We start from the raw sequence: 17309 nt of genomic DNA, 5'->3' as shown, positions 1-17309 counted from the left end.
AGTTGTAGTTGCCCTTGACGGTGTTGATCTCGCCGTTGTGCGCCACATAGCGGTAGGGGTGGGCCAGCGGCCACTCGGGGAAGGTGTTGGTGGAGAAGCGCTGGTGCACCAGGCCCAGGGCCGAGACGCAGCGCTCGTCCTGCAAATCCTTGAAGTAGGTGCCCACCTGATCGGCCAGCAGCAGGCCTTTGTAGACCACGGTGCGGCTGCTCATGCTGACCACGTAATACTCTTTGCTGTGGGTCAGCTTGAGGCGCTGGATGTCGCCACTGGCCGTCTTGCGGATCACATACAACTTGCGCTCCAGCGCGTCCTGCACGATCACGTCGTTGCCACGGCCGATGAAGACCTGGCGAATGATGGGCTCCTTCTCGCGCACGGTGGGCGACATCGGCATGTCGCGGTTCACCGGCACATCGCGCCAGCCCAGCAGCACTTGACCTTCGGCAGCGATCGCGCGCTCCATTTCCTGCTCGCAGGCCAGGCGGCTGGCGTGCTCCTTGGGCATGAAGATCATGCCCACGCCGTACTCGCCCGCGGGCGGCAGCGTCACGCCCTGAGCGGCCATTTCCTCACGGTACAGCGCGTCAGGCAGCTGGATCAACAAACCTGCCCCGTCGCCCATGAGCTTGTCGGCACCGACCGCACCCCGGTGGTCGAGGTTTTCGAGAATCTTCAGGCCCTGCTGCACGATGCCGTGGCTCTTTTCGCCCTTGATGTGCGCCACAAAGCCGACACCACAGGCGTCGTGCTCGTTGGAAGGGTCGTACAGACCGTGTTGCTGGAGGTGCTGCTGCTCGGCTGCCGTGGTCATGGCGCTTCCTTCTCGGTTCGTGGGGCGTTGATGCAAATCGCGATTGCGGAGCATATTGCATTGCAACAACAATGCCAAGCAGATTAATTGGGGTCAGATTCCAATTTTCTGCCGGCGTTTTCACGCAGAAATCAATTGGGGACAGATCAAACCGGCGTGAAGCGTTCCGAACGCCGCATCCATGATCAACGCCTGTCCGGGGGCGCCAGGGCCGGTCGCCCGGCGCGCGCCTCGCTGATGCGGCGGCTCGTCTGCTTCTGCAGGGTTTCCACAAATTCGACATCGCCCAGTGCCCAGCCATGCAGCGTGGCATGTGTGATCGCGTTTTGTGCATCGGCAGCCAGGCCGGCACGCACCAAATCGGTGTAAGCCGCTTCGCGAGCAAAGGGTGTGTTGCCCAAACTCCAGACCAAGGGGTGCGGCGTGACCCGCCGATCGTTGGTCTGTCCGATGAAGTGACGGTGGCTGGACCAGCTGTATTGCCTTGGTTCACTGACGATGCCGGCACGCACGGGGTTGAGGTCCAGGTAGGCCATGCAGGCCAACAAATACCGGTCGGTCTGGATCAGGGTGGACTTGTACCGTCCTTCCCACAAGGTGCCGGTGCGTTGGTGCAAGTCGTTGAAGTAACGCACATAGCGCCGCCCCACGGCCTGCATCATCAGTGGCACACCCTCGCCGGTCTCGGGCGTGAGCAGCAGGTGGAAATGGTTGTCCATGAGCACATAGGCGTTGATCGCCACCTCGTGTTTTTTGGCATATTCACCCATGAGTTCGAGCAGCACCTCACGGTCTGCATCGGACTTGACGATGGCCTGTCGGTTGTTGCCGCGCTGGATCACGTGGTGGGGATAACCGGCGACGGTGAGGCGGGGCAATCGGGCCATGGCAATGCGGATGAATTGGAATCTGACCCCGATTAGACACCGATCCGTCGGCGCCATTCGGCTTGCAGGCGGCCTGCCAACAGCAAGCCCAGCAAGGACGAGGTCGCCGTGACCCACCACGTGGATTCCCAGCCGCCGGTCTGGGTCGCGACCCAGGCCACCAGTGGAGGGCCCAGGAACTGTCCCAGCGCCGAGAACTGCTGCATCCAGCCGACCGTGGTGGACACCGTGTCATCGTCCGGTGCCAGGACCACCGCCAGACCGAACAAGGTGCCGGGTATCAAGCCGCCCACGCCCGAGAACACCAGCACGGCCACGTATTGCGCCACGGGAGGCACAGGCAGGCCAAACGTGATGACCGAGCCGATCCCCATCGCGCAAAAGCCCCAGCCCAAGAGCACGCCAGGGCGCACGCCGCGCGCCAGCAACCGGCCCGCACCGATGTTGCCCACCATGTTGATACCGGCGGCCAACGCGCTGAGGCCACCCACCGCCGCCGCGGCGTACCCGGCTTGGGCATAGATGGTGGGCAGAAAACCGATCACGGCCAGCCATTGGCCCGAGTAGAGGAAAAATGCCAACGCCACCCACCACGGCCCCCGCGATGTGAGCGTCCGCTTGAGCCTGGGAGCCCAAGAGGCTGGCGGATCTGTGCTGCGCCCAGGCGCTCGCCTGTCCACCGACACGCAAAGGGCAAGCACCGCGGCCGCGCCCAGCGACAAGAGTGCCAGCAAGGTCCACGCCCAGCGCCAGCCGACCGCGCCCATGAATGCGGCACCGAACCAGAGGGCCAGGGCTGTGCCCAATGGCATGTAAGCGCCCCACCAGCCCAGCGCGCGCGCCAGGGTGGGCGCATGGACCACGCGCTGGCGCAGGAGACCTGGTGCGGGCAAGACGGCCAGCAGGAACCCCATGCCCTCCACCACGCGGGAAAGCAACAAAACGTCCGTCCCGGGCGCTACCGCGCCCAGTGCACTGCCCAGTGCCAACAAAACCAGACCAGCAAGCATGACGCGCCTGGGACCCAGCCGATCTGCCGTGAGACCCACCAGCAGACCCAGTGTCATGCCGGCGAGTTGCACCAGCGACAACAGAAAGCCGGCCTGAATCAAGGTCAGGCTCAAGGCATCACGCAGCACCGGGATGGCCACCGGCAGCTTGCCCACGTGCAGCGCACATGTGACGCCCACCGCAAAAACGATGGCGGCGGTCCGCGAGGAAGCCGAATCGTCTCGGGCGTTCATGACGACGGTCAACGCATCAGATCAGGGAAAAACCACCGCACCAAACAACCGTTCGTGCTCCCGGATGGCGAAACGATCGGTCATGCCCGCGATGTAATCGGCCACCGCGCGCGCATGGTGCCGGCTTCGGCTGTGGGCATCGGGCAATTCCTGCGGCGCGCTCATGTAGCGCTCGAAAAGATCGCTGACCACACGGCGTGCGCGGTTCGTGGTCTCCATCACTTGGGGGTGGCGGTAAAGATTGCGCAGCAGGAAGGTCTTGAGCACCTGCGATCGCTCACGCATGGCCGGCGAGAAAGCCACCAGCGGCGGGAGTTGCCGCGCCGCATCGGCGCTGTCCAACGCGTGCCCGGCCATGAGCAGTCGGGTGTGGTCGATCACGTCGTACACCTGGTCACTGAGCATCAGGCGAATGGATTCGAACAGGAGGCGCCGGCCTGCCAGTGTCGGATGCGACCGCACCGCCTGCTGCCGGTAATGCTCGAACAGCGGCACATCGCCCAGTTGCTCCAACGTCAGCAAACCCGATCGCACGCCGTCGTCGATGTCGTGCGCGTTGTAGGCGATTTCGTCGGCCAGGTTGCACAACTGGGCCTCCAGGCTGGGCGAGCCGCCCTCGAGGAAGCGCGCCGCCACTCCGTGCGGCTCCAACCGCTCCAGGCGTTGCGCGTTGCTGCGCGAACAATGCTTGAGAATGCCTTCACGGGTCTCGAAGCACAGGTTCAAACCGTCAAACGCCGGGTAGCGCTCCTCCAGTTCGTCCACCACGCGCAAGCTCTGCAGATTGTGTTCAAAACCCCAGCCATCCTCGGCGTCTCCGCCTGGTGCGATCGACTGCATGCAGGCATTCAACGCATCCTGGCCCGCGTGACCGAAGGGCGTGTGGCCCAGGTCGTGCGCCAGCGCAATGGCCTCGACCAGATCTTCATTGAGCTGCAAGGATCTCGCGATGCTGCGCCCGAGCTGCGCGACCTCCAGCGAGTGCGTCAGCCGGGTGCGAAAGAGATCGCCTTCGTGGTTCAGGAACACCTGGGTCTTGTAGACCAAGCGGCGAAACGCGGTGGAGTGGATCACCCGGTCCCTGTCGCGCTGGAAAGCGGTGCGCGTGGGCGCTTCGGCCTCCGGGTAACGTCGCCCCCGGCTCCTGGCGGGGTCACTGGCGTATGGCGCCAGCGATTGGACCGAGCTTTGTGAAGTGTGCTCCATCAGGCGCGCGTACTCGCCTCGATCACCTGCGCCACCACCGCATCCGGCGCTGACCGCACCACCGCATGGCCGGGGCCATCGATCACCACGAACTTGATCTCGCCCGCTTCGGATTTCTTGTCGACCCGCATCAGGGCGAGGTACCGGCCCACGTTGTCGCTCGCCGCCAGCACGGGCGCCACGGTGGGCAAACCCGCCGCCTGCACCAATCGCGTGAGACGCTCGACAAACGCGCCATCCACCCCACCGAGCGCTTGCGAAAGCCGAGCTGCCATCACCAGTCCGCAACCCACGGCCTCGCCGTGCAACCACGCGCCATAGCCCATCCCGGCCTCGATGGCGTGGCCGAAGGTATGCCCGAAGTTCAGGATCGCACGCAGCCCGGCTTCGCGCTCGTCCTGCCCCACCACCCAGGCCTTGATCTCGCAGCTGCGTTTGACCGCATGGGCCAGCGCGCCTGGCTCACGCGCCATCAGCGCAGCCATGTTGGCCTCAATCCAGTCGAAGAAAACCATGTCCGCGATGGGACCGTATTTGATGACCTCGGCCAATCCAGCACTGAGTTCGCGCGCCGGCAAGGTGGTGAGTGTGTCGAGGTCACACACCACCCGCTGCGGCTGGTAGAACGCCCCGATCATGTTTTTGCCCAGGGGATGGTTGATCGCCGTCTTGCCCCCCACCGAAGAATCCACCTGAGCCAACAGGGTGGTGGGTACCTGAACGAATGCAACGCCACGCATGTAACTCGCAGCGGCAAAGCCGGTCATGTCGCCCACCACGCCACCCCCGAGCGCGAACAGAACCGTCTTGCGGTCGCATGCGTGAGAAAGCAATGCATCAAAAATCAGGTTGAGCGATTCCCAAGTCTTGTGCGACTCGCCATCGGGCAGACTCACCGTGTGAACCTGGGGGTAGCGCGGTGCAAGCATTCGCTCCAGGCGCTTCGCATACAGGGGCGCCACCGTCTCGTTGGTGACGATCATCGCGCTGCGGGCAGAGGGCAACTGGGCGTAACTGTCGGGCGAATCCAGCAGGCCCGCGCCAATGTCAATGGCGTAACTGCGGTCGCCGAGGTCGATGTCGACTTGTTGGTGAAAGGAGGATGGGGCTTGGGGCGTCATGGGCCCAAGTTTATGCCTTGACCAGGGTCAGAGGCCCGCGCCGACCGGTCAGCGAACCGGCCCGGAGTGCGTTGACGTAGGGGTACTGGACGCACCCGGCGTCACCGACCCACCCAATTCGAGCTGCATCACGATCATGTTCACCAGCATCGCGACCGAGGGCCTGCCCGTCTCGATCACAAAATGGGCTGTCTCACGGTACAGCGGGTCGCGCACGGCACACAGGTCCCTCAAGCGCTGTTGAGGATCCGCCACTTGCAGCAGCGGACGGTTCCGGTCGTGGCGCAAGCGGCGAAAAATTTCCTCTGGTGTGGAGCGCAGGTACACCACGGTCCCGCGGTGTTTGAGCCGCTCCCGATTCTCAGAACGCAACACAGAACCGCCGCCGGTCGAGAGCACACAAGTGGGGCCCGAGCTCAACTCATCGATCACAACGGCCTCAATGTCTCGAAAACGCTCCTCACCCTCGCGCTCGAAAAACTCGCGGATCGAGCACCCGAGTCGTTGTTCAATGACTTGGTCCGAGTCGAAGAACGGGAGCGAAACACGGCGGGCAAGCTGCCGACCCACGGTCGACTTGCCCGAACCAGGCAAGCCGATCAGGAAACAAGACCTGGCGCTCAATTGATGGCGGAGCGACCGAGCACGCGGGGCGTGATGAAGATGAGCAGTTCGGACTTGTTAAGAATCCGTTCGCGAGACTTGAACAGGTTGCCCAAGGCGGGTAGGTCACCCAACAGAGGCACCTTGTTCACCTGGTTTCTTTCGGTCTGCTCGAAAATGCCCCCGATCACCACGGTTCCGCCGTTCTCCACCAGCACCTGGGTTTGCACATGCTTGGTGTTGATGGCAATGCCGTCGGGCGTCGATTCGCCACGGCTGTCCTTGTTGATGTCCAGATCCAGGATGATGTTGCCTTCGGGTGTGATCTGAGGTGTCACTTCCAATTTCAGGTTGGCCTTTCGGAACGCAATCGCCGTGGCACCGCTGGAGGTTGCCGTCTGATAAGGGAACTCCGTGCCTTGTTCGATCAGCGCCTTGACCTGGTCGGCCGTGACCACGCGAGGACTGGAAACAATACGGCCCTTGCCGTCGGATTCCAGCGCCGAAATCTCCAAGCTCAGAAAGCGCGATGCGTTCGGACTGAACAAAGACAACGCATACGATGCCGCCAACGCGTTGCTTGGATTGGCGGGCAGACTCACAAAGGGCTGCGAGGTCTGGGTCGGACCCGTCGACACAGCACCGTATGTGGAACCGAAGTTGCCTTGCACAGCGTTGCCATTCACCGAGCCAACGCCAAACCCTCGAATACCACCGCCCAAACGCACGCCCAGCGACTTGCCGAAACTGTCGTCCGCTTCAACAATGCGCGCCTCGATAATCACTTGCCGGATCGGGATGTCCAATTTGGCGATCAGATCTTGCACCTGTTGCAACTTGGACGGTATGTCGGTCACAAACAACTGATTGGTCCGAGGCTCGGAGATCACACTGCCGCGTTCGGACAGGATTCGTGCATTGCTGGCGCCAGCGCCACCACCGCCACCGCCACCGCCACCGCCACCCGACGATTTCAACTGGCCGGCAATATCGACCGCCTTGGCGTAGTTCATCTGGAAGCCTTGCGTGCGCAATGCCTCGAGGCTTTCCGTTGACGCTCGCGCCTCCAGATCTTGCTTCTCACGTGCAGCGATCTCGTCTTTGGGCGCAATCCACAACACATTGCCCGACTTGCGCATGCCCAAACCCTTGGCCTGCAGAATGATGTCCAGGGCCTGATCCCAAGGCACGTCCTTGAGCCGGAGGGTCACCGATCCCGTGACGGAGTCCGAGGTCACGACGTTGAAATTGGTGAAGTCTGCGATCACCTGCAACAAAGACCGCACTTCAATGTTCTGGAAGTTGAGGGAGAGTTTCTCGCCGTTGTAGCCCGGTCCTTGCGTCAGCTTGCTCGAATCGACCTTCTGCTCGCGGATCTCGAGCACAAACTGGTTGTCACTCTGGTAAGCGGAGTGCTCCCAGTTCCCGGTGGGCGCTACGACCATGCGCACCCTGTCACCCGTCTGGGAAGTGGTGACGCTTTGTACCGGCGTTCCGAAGTCGCTCACGTCCAGGCGGCGACGCAAGCCTTCGGGCAGCGACGTCTTGAGGAATTCCACCACCAGGTTCTGCCCTTGCTGGCGAATGTCCACACCCACCTGGTTGTTGGCCAGTTCCACCACCACGCGGCCCGCATTGCCCACACCTCGACGGAAGTCAATGTCGCGAAGCGAGGAAACATCTCGGTTGCGGTTTTCGGCAAAGGAGACCGGTGGCGCGGTCACAGCGGTCACCACCTCGGAGCGCTGCAACACCACCAGCAGCGAGTTGCCTTCGATCTTCGTCTCGTAAGAAGCCGTCTGCTTCAGGTTGATCACCACGCGCGTGCGGTCGCCGGCCTGGACCACGTTGGCCGAACGCAGATTGCCCTCGTTGATCTCGACCGTGCTGCGTCCAATCGCATTGGCCACGCCCGGGAAATCGAGCGCGATGCGAGCCGGTGACTGGATGGTGAAACCCGTCGGCACCGCTGCGAGGGGTTGTGCCGTGTTGATGCGGATGATTTCCACGCCGCCTTGCACACCGCCCGTGAGCGACTGGATCGCGTTCTGGGCCTGGGCCCACACAGTGGTTGCTGCCATACAGGCGAATACCGCACCTTTGATCACCCCGCGTTGCACGGCTGAAACCACCGACGCCTTGTTTGGCTTGTTCATTTAGAAGCTTCCTCTTGTAACTGCAACGCTGCGGGGCGCTCCGTCCACTCGCCGCCGGAGTCCTGCACGATTTCGCGCATCACCACCTCGGTCTCCGAAATTCTGGTCACCCGTCCGTAGTTTTGACCCAGATAACTGCCGGGACGCACTTGATAGAGCAGGTTGTCCACCTTGACGAGAGCAACCAACTGCCCATCCCGGTTCAAGCTGCCGACCATGGACATCGTGTCCAGGGGATAGGCCTCCAGCGGCTGCTTGCGCCGATTGAGCTCAGGCTCGATCAAGGCCGCGTTGACCACCGGCGTCGACTGGCTGCCGTTCATGGCGCTGGTGAGCTTTTCAAGGCTGAACGGCTGCGTCAACCGCTCTCCAGCGTAGGCCTGGGGCTCGAACTTGGTGGGAGCGGGTATGGGCTGAACAGAGGGCTTGATGCTGTTGCGCTCGGTTTGCATCCACGCCTGCAACTCGTCCTGGCCAGACGATGTGCATCCGGACAACAGCGAAGCGAAAGTCACTGCGGTCAAAAGGTTCAGACATTTTGAGGAAGTCACTTTTTGGCTCCCTGTGCTTTTTGCTGCAGCGCGATTTCTTCCTGGTCCAGGTAGCGGAAGGTTTTGGCGATGCAATCCATCGTCAACACGCCTTCGCGGTTTGCCACAGGAGTCAATGTCAGATTGTTCAACGTGACGATGCGGGACAGGTTCGCGATGTCTGCCGCAAACAGTCCGATGTCGTGGTACGTGCCCGTCACCTTCACTGTGATGGGCAATTCAGCGTAGTACTCCTTCACGCTCACCGCGCCGGGACGGAACAACTCGAACTGAAGGCTTCGCCCGAGACCCGCCTGGTTGATGTCGGACAGCAAGGCGTCCATTTCTGCCTTGCTGGGCAGCTGCTTTTCGAGCTGGGTGACGTACTGCTGCACCTGCTCCAGCTGCTTGCGCAGCGCGTCGAGATTCACAGCCTGAACGGCTTTCTTTTTGTAATCTTCGCGGAGCTGCTGTTCCCGGGCTTTTTCGGCAATCAATTCCTCGTCGGAATCTTTCAACCAGGCAAACCAAAGTCCTGCGATGACCGCCACACACACGGCGACGAACAACAGGTTGCGCGGCAAACCGGGCCATTGCGACGGGTCGTTGGGATCAAGTCCCGCGAACTGGCTGCGGAGTTTTTCCTGGACCGCTTTGAAGTCCACGTTGATGCTGGGCGTTTTTGCCATGGTGCGTTGCCCTGTGATCAAACTTTGCCCGCAGCGGCGGGGGCACCGGCCGGGGCTGCTTCAGCCGCCGGGCGTTTGATTGAAACGCGGATGGAGAAGTTGAAGACACGTCGCTGCTCGCGCCCTGTCAGCGCAGCGGTTGAAGACACGATCTCGATCAAATCTGGCCGCGCCAGCCACTGGCTGTTGTTGGACAGGTTGCGCAACAGATCGGAAACACGCTCTTGAGACTGCGCCACGCCGTTCAGCAGCACGCTCTGGTTCTCGTGCTTCATGGATCGCAAGTAAATGCCATCGGGCAGCTGCGTGACCAGCTCGTCAAGCAAATGCACGGGTATGTTGCGGTCGCTCTGCAAATCTTCCACCGCGGTTTGGCGGGCCCGAAGCGAGGCAATTTCTCGCTGCAAACCGGCGATGTCCTTGATTTCGGCATCGAGACGGGTGATCTCGGCCTGCAAAAATGCGTTGCGCTCTTGCTGGGATGCGATCTGCCCTTGGTACCAGGTGAACACCGCGCCACAAACGATGCCGCCCAACAAGGCGGACAAACCCAACTGGGTGAAGAACTGTTCCTTCTGCCGTTTTCGAGCCGCCTCCCGGTGCGGCAACAGGTTGATCAAGATCATTGGTAAAACCTCCGCAAGGCCAACCCGGTTGACGTCAGGTACGAGGGTGCTTCGCGTGAGATCTTGCGAGCCTGAACGGAGGCCGCCATCTCCATGGCATCAAACGGATTGATCACCATGCAGGCGAATGAGGTTTGGTGCGTGACGGCCTCGGTCAAACCTGGCAATGCTGCACTGCCACCCGCCAGCAGGATGTGATCCACCTTGTTGTAGGGCGTGCTGGTGAAAAAGAACTGCAACGCACGACCGACTTCCTGTGCCATGCTTTCGATGAAGGGGTCCAGAACAGCCGCGCGGTAGTCGTCGGGCAAATCACCCGAACGCTTTTTGGCCTCAGCCTCATCCGCAGAAAATCCGTATTGCCGAACGATCAACTGTGTGAGCTGTGCGCCCCCAAAAGCCTGATCACGCTCGTACAGGACGTCGTCGTTGCGCATGACCTGCATGCTGGTGGTCAAGGCACCCACCTCAAACAACGCCACCAACGAATCGATGCCCTGGTTGGGCAGCGTTTCGATCACCCGACCGGCCGCCATGCGTGAAGCGTAGGACTCCACGTCCATGACCACGGGCTTGAGTCCGGCCGCTTCCGCCAAACCTTGGCGATCCGACACTTTTTCCTTGCGCGATGCAGCAATGAGGACTTCGACGTCGCCGACCGAGTTGGCGCTGGGACCGATCACGCAGAAATCCAGGCTGACCTCGTCGAGCGAAAACGGGATGTACTGGTTGGCCTCGGATTCGACTTGAGCTTCGAGCTCCTTGTCGGACAAACCACCGGGCAAGATGATTTTTTTCGTGATCACCGCAGACGCCGGGAGCGCGAGCGCAACGTTCTTGGTTTTGCTGCCGCTCTTGCGAACCACACGCCTGACCGCTTCGGCCACCTCGTCAAACTTTTCAATGTTGCCGTCGGTGATCCAGCCGCGCTCAAGCGGCTCCATGGCACACCGCTCCAACACCAGATCACCCGATCGGTTGCGGGACAGTTCAACCAGTTTGACGCTCGACGAACTCACGTCAATGCCCAGCAAGGGCGCCGGTTCCCGGCTGAATAACGATCCCAATGAGATCAAGGTGACCCCCAGATATGATGGCGCTGCTGCGCGCCAGACTTAAGAATTCACTTGAATGCTAGCAGCAAGGCCTTTGTCCAGCAAAGAAATTTTGCCTTTGAGACAAGTCGAAACGTTGTCAAAACCATACGTGTTCAGGCTCCGCTGGCGACCCATTGAACGGGCTTTGTGATTCGTCATGCACAACAACCCACAATATGCTGACTCCTTCACCCGGGCCGCTCAGCGCCATTTTTATAATCAAGGTTTGAGGCCTTGATCGACCGCATGCCCAACCAAGATACCCCCACCCCTTCCACGACTTCCGATTCAGTATCCGCGGGCCGCACTGCACTGATCTGGGTGGGACGCTTGGTGGTGGCTGTGGCCGGACTGGCGGCGGCAGGTGTTGTAAGCGTGTTGATGGCGGTGGGGATTGCCTTGGCGGTGGCTTACCCCAACCTGCCCGATGTGACCGGCCTGGCCGACTACCGCCCCAAGCTCCCGCTGCGCGTGCTGACGGCTGAAGGCCAGCTGATCGGTGAGTTCGGTGAAGAGCGCCGCAACCTGCTCACGATCAACGAGATCCCCGAGGTGATGAAGAACGCGGTGCTGGCCATCGAGGACGCGCGTTTCTTCGAGCACAGCGGTGTCGACTACCGCGGCATGATCCGGGCGGCACTGGCCAACCTGCGGCAGGCCAAGAGCCAAGGTGCATCAACGATCACCATGCAGGTCGCCCGCAACGTGTACCTGTCTGCCGAAAAGAGCTACACACGCAAGATTTACGAGGTGTTGCTGACCTTCAAGCTGGAGCACATGCTCACCAAAGAGCAGATCCTGGAGATCTACATGAATCAGATCTTCCTGGGACAGCGAGCCTACGGGTTCTCATCAGCAGCCCAGACCTACTTCGGCAAAGCCCTCAAGGATGTGACCGTGGCCGAAGCGGCCATGCTGGCCGGGCTGCCGCAGGCGCCTTCTGCGTACAACCCTGTCAAGAATCCGCGCCGGGCCCGTGCCCGCCAGCTGCACATCATTGATCGGATGGTGGAAAACGGCTTCATCACCGCCGAGCAGGCCGAAGAGGCAAAGTCCGAAGAACTGAAGCTTCGTCCAGTGGGCAGTGCCACGCAGGTCCACGCCGAGTTTGTGGCCGAGATGGTGCGACAGTCGATCGTGGCGCAATACGGCGAAGAGGCCTACACGCGCGGTCTGGTGGTCACGACCTCGCTGAAGCAAGCCGAGCAATTGGCGGCGTACCGGGCTGTTAGACAAGGAGTGCTCGACTACGAACGCCGCCAGGTCTATCGAGGACCTGAGCTGTTCATCGACCTGCCTGCCGACAAAACCGCGCTGAACGAAGCGGTGGACGAGGCGCTCGCCGAAAGGCCTGACAACGATGACCTGCTGTCGGCTGTTGTCCTTGAAGTGAGCTCCAAACGCGTGCTGGCGGTCCGCCAGGACGGTGAGCCCTTCGAGATCACCGGTGAAGGCCTCAAACCGGTTCAATCCGGCTTGTCGGACAAGGCAGGGCCCAACATCAAGATTCGACCCGGCGCGGTGATCCGGGTGGTGCAGACTGGTGACAAGACGTGGCGCATCACGCAACTGCCCGACGTCGAATCGGCCTTTGTGGCCATGGATCCGCGCACGGGCAAGGTCATCGCATTGGTGGGCGGGTTCGACTTTCAAAAGAGCAAATTCAACCACGTGACCCAGGCATGGCGCCAGCCCGGCTCCAGCTTCAAGCCCTTCATTTATTCGGCCGCGCTGGAGAAAGGGCTGACGCCGATGACCGTGGTCAACGACGCGCCGCTGTTCTACAGCGCGGACGCGACCGGGGGGAAGCCTTGGGAGCCGAAGAACTATGACGGTCAGTTCGAGGGACCGATGTCGGTGCGCCGCGCGTTGGCCAAGTCCAAGAACATGGTGTCGATCCGGGTGCTGCAGTTGGTGGGCACCCAAAGCGCCCAACAGTGGGTGGGGCGATTTGGCTTCGACATCGACAAGCACCCGCCCTACCTCACCATGGCCCTGGGTGCAGGCTCTGTCACGCCCATGCAGATGGCGGTGGGTTACGGCGTTTTCGCCAACGGCGGCTACCGCGTGGCGCCGACGCTCATCACCCGGGTGGCCGATCACAAGGGCAAGGTGATTTACGAGGCACCCGAGTCCACGCTGGCCGAGAGTCAGCGCGCGATTGAACCGCGCAACGCCTTCATCATGAACAGCCTGCTGCAGGAGATCACCCGCTCGGGGACGGCGGCACGAGCGCAAGCCACCCTGAAACGCACCGACGTGTTCGGCAAGACCGGCACCACCAACGACTCCGTCGACGCGTGGTTTGTCGGCTACCAGCCCACCCTGGTGGCCGCCGCCTGGGTCGGATACGACACGCCGCGCAACCTGGGCAGCCGGGAAACGGGGGGCGGCTTGAGCCTGCCGATCTGGATTTCCTTCATGTCACAAGCCCTCAAAGACGTGCCCGTGACCCCGTACACACCGCCGCCAGGTGTGATCAACGTGGGTGGCGAGTGGTACTTTGAAGAGTTCGGACCCGGCAATGGCGTGCACGGCCTGGGCCTGCAGGATCCTTGGCCAGGTGCTGCACCCGTCGCATTGGATCCGGCTGTTCCTCAGCCCACACCCGCCCCACCGGTTGAGGACCGGCGGGGCATCCTCGACCTGTTCAGGAACTGAAGTTCAGCGACTGTCCGGATTGTTCGGACGCGAAGCGGGAGAGGTGAGCAAGAAATTCGCCCTGCCCTTTGGTGTCCATCCAGGCGTGACCGTCGTGGCGGTAATGGAAGCCGCCTGCACGGGCCGCCAGCCAGACCTCCTGCAGTGGTTTTTGAAGGTTGATGATGATCTGGCTGCCGTTGGCAAACGTCATCGTGATCATGCCGCCCACCCGCTGGTTGTCGACATCGGCGTCGGTTTGATCGTTGATGCGGTCACAGGCCAGCTCGATCGACCGCAGCAGCGATTCCGCCAGGTCTTGGTACTCGGTGTCGGTCATTACAATCGGTGGATGTTGAGAACGACACGCATTCTAGGCCGCCACCTTTCACGCACACGGGTTGTGGCAATTGGCCTGGGCTTGCTGCTGCTGTCGGCTTGCGGTCAAAAAGGGGCGCTGTACCTGCCCGCCCCGGAAACTGCGCCTTCCAGCGTCAGGAGCCCACCGGACATGCCGCCACCTCAGGACACCCCCCCAGTGCGCTGAACCGCGATCCGGTTTTCTGCAACGGCCCGCCTCCCGCATTCATTCAACTTCAGCATGACCACCCTGCCCGGCCAGCCCTCCCTGAACCTGCCTCCCTTCATTTCTTACGAGGCGGGCGGTCTCGTGATGGAGGGCGTGTCGCTTCAGCGGCTGGCCGCGGAACATGGAACGCCGCTGTTCGTCTACAGCCGGGCCGCCATGCTGGATGCGCTGGCCGCCTACCAGCGTGGTCTGGCCGGGCGTTCGCACCAGATCTGCTATGCCATGAAGGCCAATTCCACGCTGGGCATTCTGCAGACGCTGGTGCGCGCGGGCTGTGGGCTCGACATCGTCTCGGGTGGTGAACTCGAACGTGCGCTGGCGGCGGGTGTTGAGCCGGCCAAGATCATCTTCTCCGGCGTGGGCAAGACCCGCGCCGAAATGCGCCGCGCGTTGGAAGTGGGCATTGGCTGCTTCAACGTGGAGAGCCGCGCCGAGCTGGACGTGCTCGACGACGTGGCGCGCGGCATGGGGCGATGCGCACCCGTGAGCGTGCGCGTGAACCCGAACGTGGACGCGCAGACCCACCCCTACATTTCCACCGGCCTCAAAGGCAACAAGTTCGGTATCGCGCACGAGGACGTGGTGGCCACGTACCAGCACGCGGCCGCGTGCAAAGGCTTGCGCGTGGTCGGCATCGACTGCCACATCGGCTCGCAGATCACGCAGACCGGGCCGTACCTGGACGCGATGGACCGGGTGATCGATCTGGTGCAGAGCATCGAAGCCGCAGGCGTGCCCATCGAGCACATCGACTTCGGTGGTGGCCTGGGCATCGATTACCACGGCGACACGCCGCCGCAAGCGGATGCACTATGGCAGCAACTGCTGCAGCGCCTGGACGAGCGCGGTTTTGGCAACCGCAAGATCGTCATCGAACCCGGACGCTCGCTGGTGGGCAACGCGGGCGTGTGCCTCACCGAAGTGCTGTACCAGAAGCCGGGCGAACACAAGAACTTCCTGATCGTGGACGCGGCCATGAACGACCTGCCGCGTCCTGCGATGTACCAGGCCTTCCACCGCATCGTCGAGGTGACGCCCCGGTCCGACGCGCCCACCACCTGGGACGTGGTCGGCCCGGTGTGCGAGAGCGGTGACTGGCTCGGGCGCGACCGCGCACTGGCCGCGCAGTCGGGCGATGTGCTCGCCGTGCTCTCGGCCGGCGCTTACTGCATGAGCATGGCGAGCAACTACAACACACGTGGTCGGGCCGCTGAAGTGCTGGTGGACGGGAACACCGCCACGCTGATCAGGGCGCGCGAGTCGTCGGCCGATCAGCTGCGCCTGGAAACCCTGTTGCCCCCGGTCTGAGGTCGAGGATCAGGCAGCGCGCGGCGGTGAAAGCCGCCGCCAGAGGCGCCAACCGAGCAAGGCAGCGAACAGCGCGGCGTACACCGCGACCTCGGCAAAGTCGTTCTTGCCGCTGCGCATCCAGAAAAAGTGCAGGACGGCAAGCCCTGCAACAGCGTACACCGCACGGTGCAGCAGCTGCCAACGCTTTGCACCCATGGCGCGTATGGCGCGGTTGAACGAGGTGGCCGCCAGCGCCAGCAACAATAACCAGCCCAGAAAGCCCACCAGGATGAACGGGCGCTTGATCACGTCGTCCACGACGGCAGGAAGGCTGAACGCCATGTCGAACCACGCGTAGGCCAGCAAGTGCATGCAGGCATAAAAAAACACGAACAGGCCCACCATGCGACGCAACCGCGCCAGCGTCACCCAGCCGGTCACGGTGCGCAACGGCGTGATCACCAGCACCAGCACCAGGAAACGGATGGTCCAGTCGCCCAGCGACCGGATCAGCGCTTCGGCCGGATTGGCGCCGAGCTGGTCGGCAAAAGCCGCCCAGACCAGCCAGGCCATTGGCAGCAAGGCCAACACGAAGCCCACGGGTTTGGCGGCGCGGTGGCCGAGCCACCGGTTGATGTGCGAGCCCGCTGGGCGGGAACCAGCCGGAAGACCGGGCGCGCGGATGGATGCCATCAGAAGAACTTGCGCAGATCCATGCCCGCGTAGAGCTGACCCACCTGCGGTTCGTAGCCGTTGAACATTTGCGTCTGCCGGCGCTTGGCGAACAGGCCCCCCTCTTCGCCAATGCGTCGCTCGGTCGCCTGGCTCCACCGCGGGTGCGAGACCTGCGGGTTCACATTGGAATAGAAGCCGTATTCCTGCGGCGCGGCGCGGTTCCAGGCCGTGCGCGGTTCCTTGTCGGTGAAGCGGATCTTCACGATCGATTTGCCGCTCTTGAAACCGTACTTCCACGGCACCACCAGCCGCACCGGCGCGCCGTTCTGGTTGGGCAGCACCTCGCCGTACATGCCGAAGGTCAGCAGCGTGAGCGGGTGCATGGCTTCGTCCAGCCGCAAGCCTTCCACATACGGCCACTCCAGCACATTCGAATTCAACCCCGGCATCTGTTTGTTGTCGGCCAGCGTCACGAACTCCACGAACTTGGCGCTGCCCTGCGGCTGCACCTGTTTGATCAGCTCCGCCATCGAATAACCGACCCACGGCACCACCATCGACCAGCCTTCGACACAACGCAAGCGGTAGATGCGCTCTTCCATCGGGCTGAGTTTGAGCAAGCCGTCCAGATCGAAGGTGCCTGGCTTGTTCACCAGACCTTCCACCGAGACCGTCCACGGTCGGGGCTTGAGCGACTTGGCATACACCGCCGGGTCGGCCTTGTCCGTGCTGAACTCGTAGTAGTTGTTGTAACTGCTGACGTCGCTGTACGAGGTCAGCTTCTCCACCGTGGTGGCACCGGGGACGGTAGAGGCTTTGCCGGGGAGCGGCGAGAGCTTGCCGGGCTTGGGCACCGGACCCGCCGATTGGGCCGAGGCTTCCGGCGCCATCAGTGAAGCCACGCCGCCCACGGCCGCTGCGGTGAACGCGCTGCGCTGCAGCCACTGCCGGCGGTTCTGGTAGGCCGCCTGGGCCGTGATTTCACTGGGGAACGGGTGGTTGAAGCCGTCTTGGGAAGTGCGGATGAGCATGGGGCGGTCCTGATCTGTGCAACGCCCCGCGCAAAGGATGCTGCGCAGGACTTGCCGTGAGTCGTCGGACCACCCGAATTCTTACAAAGTTTCAGGGCGGGCCGCGCTGAA

At 62.4% G+C, this 17309-nt stretch carries 16 protein-coding genes and 1 pseudogene; 3 read left to right on the top strand and 14 right to left on the bottom strand.

Features of this window, described 5'->3' with window-relative positions:
* The 11 genes and pseudogenes from Q1W68_RS13430 to Q1W68_RS13380 form a co-directional block, all read right to left on the bottom strand.
* Positions 1-814, bottom strand: a pseudogene (locus Q1W68_RS13430) (glutamate synthase subunit alpha); the annotation flags it as partial.
* Positions 815-999: 185 nt separating this feature from the next.
* Complete coding sequence (locus Q1W68_RS13425) at positions 1000-1701, bottom strand: transposase (RefSeq protein WP_300652479.1); 702 nt, start codon at positions 1699-1701, stop codon at positions 1000-1002.
* 32 nt (positions 1702-1733) lie between these two features.
* The gene (locus tag Q1W68_RS13420; protein WP_300652476.1) at positions 1734-2945 is read right to left on the bottom strand and encodes an MFS transporter; all 1212 of its coding nucleotides are present in this window, start codon (positions 2943-2945) and stop codon (positions 1734-1736) included.
* Between the two features lie 21 nt (positions 2946-2966).
* Positions 2967-4151, bottom strand: coding sequence for a deoxyguanosinetriphosphate triphosphohydrolase (locus Q1W68_RS13415; RefSeq protein WP_300652474.1), 1185 nt, complete (start codon positions 4149-4151; stop codon positions 2967-2969).
* Complete coding sequence (gene aroB, locus Q1W68_RS13410; protein ID WP_300652473.1) at positions 4151-5272, bottom strand: 3-dehydroquinate synthase; 1122 nt, start codon at positions 5270-5272, stop codon at positions 4151-4153. The genes Q1W68_RS13415 and aroB overlap by 1 nt, the downstream gene beginning before the upstream one ends.
* Before the next feature lie 48 nt (positions 5273-5320).
* Positions 5321-5896 (bottom strand): shikimate kinase, encoded by a 576-nt coding sequence (locus Q1W68_RS13405; protein ID WP_300652471.1) that lies wholly within the window; start codon positions 5894-5896, stop codon positions 5321-5323.
* Positions 5893-7956 (bottom strand): type IV pilus secretin PilQ, encoded by a 2064-nt coding sequence (locus tag Q1W68_RS13400; protein WP_300652482.1) that lies wholly within the window; start codon positions 7954-7956, stop codon positions 5893-5895. The genes Q1W68_RS13405 and Q1W68_RS13400 overlap by 4 nt, the downstream gene beginning before the upstream one ends.
* Positions 7957-8027: 71 nt before the next feature.
* Positions 8028-8582 carry a pilus assembly protein PilP gene (locus tag Q1W68_RS13395; protein ID WP_300652470.1) on the bottom strand — a complete coding sequence of 185 codons (555 nt, stop codon included), beginning with the start codon at positions 8580-8582 and terminating at the stop codon, positions 8028-8030.
* Positions 8579-9250 carry a type 4a pilus biogenesis protein PilO gene (locus Q1W68_RS13390; protein ID WP_300658722.1) on the bottom strand — a complete coding sequence of 224 codons (672 nt, stop codon included), beginning with the start codon at positions 9248-9250 and terminating at the stop codon, positions 8579-8581. The genes Q1W68_RS13395 and Q1W68_RS13390 overlap by 4 nt, the downstream gene beginning before the upstream one ends.
* Positions 9251-9267: 17 nt before the next feature.
* Positions 9268-9876, bottom strand: a complete 609-nt coding sequence (locus Q1W68_RS13385) for a PilN domain-containing protein (protein ID WP_300652466.1) — start codon at positions 9874-9876, stop codon at positions 9268-9270.
* Entirely contained in the window at positions 9873-10952 is a 1080-nt protein-coding gene (locus Q1W68_RS13380; RefSeq protein ID WP_300652464.1) for a pilus assembly protein PilM, read from the bottom strand. Before Q1W68_RS13380 ends, Q1W68_RS13385 begins: the two co-directional genes overlap by 4 nt.
* Before the next feature lie 267 nt (positions 10953-11219).
* Between Q1W68_RS13380 and Q1W68_RS13375 the strand changes: the two genes are divergently transcribed.
* Complete coding sequence (locus tag Q1W68_RS13375) at positions 11220-13634, top strand: penicillin-binding protein 1A (RefSeq protein ID WP_300716935.1); 2415 nt, start codon at positions 11220-11222, stop codon at positions 13632-13634.
* Here the strand turns inward: Q1W68_RS13375 and cyaY are convergent.
* The gene (gene cyaY / locus Q1W68_RS13370) at positions 13624-13953 is read right to left on the bottom strand and encodes an iron donor protein CyaY (RefSeq protein WP_300652460.1); all 330 of its coding nucleotides are present in this window, start codon (positions 13951-13953) and stop codon (positions 13624-13626) included. The two genes, Q1W68_RS13375 and cyaY, sit on opposite strands and share 11 nt — an antisense overlap.
* 12 nt (positions 13954-13965) lie before the next feature.
* Between cyaY and Q1W68_RS18410 the strand changes: the two genes are divergently transcribed.
* Together Q1W68_RS18410 and lysA are read left to right on the top strand one after the other, a co-directional pair.
* Positions 13966-14160 (top strand): lipoprotein, encoded by a 195-nt coding sequence (locus tag Q1W68_RS18410; RefSeq protein WP_366146706.1) that lies wholly within the window; start codon positions 13966-13968, stop codon positions 14158-14160.
* A gap of 54 nt (positions 14161-14214) precedes the next feature.
* Positions 14215-15510 (top strand): diaminopimelate decarboxylase, encoded by a 1296-nt coding sequence (gene lysA, locus Q1W68_RS13365; protein ID WP_300652459.1) that lies wholly within the window; start codon positions 14215-14217, stop codon positions 15508-15510.
* A gap of 9 nt (positions 15511-15519) precedes the next feature.
* Here lysA and Q1W68_RS13360 read toward each other — a convergent pair whose 3' ends face one another.
* On the bottom strand, positions 15520-16185 hold the full coding sequence (locus tag Q1W68_RS13360) for a protein-methionine-sulfoxide reductase heme-binding subunit MsrQ (RefSeq protein WP_300652456.1): 666 nt from the start codon (positions 16183-16185) through the stop codon (positions 15520-15522).
* On the bottom strand, positions 16185-17198 hold the full coding sequence (msrP, locus tag Q1W68_RS13355; protein ID WP_300658724.1) for a protein-methionine-sulfoxide reductase catalytic subunit MsrP: 1014 nt from the start codon (positions 17196-17198) through the stop codon (positions 16185-16187). Before msrP ends, Q1W68_RS13360 begins: the two co-directional genes overlap by 1 nt.
* Positions 17199-17309: the final 111 nt, after the last annotated feature.

This window comes from Hydrogenophaga sp., from assembly GCF_030158645.1.
Lineage (GTDB): Bacteria > Pseudomonadota > Gammaproteobacteria > Burkholderiales > Burkholderiaceae_C > Hydrogenophaga.
This window is presented reverse-complemented; position numbering and strand designations above follow the sequence as displayed.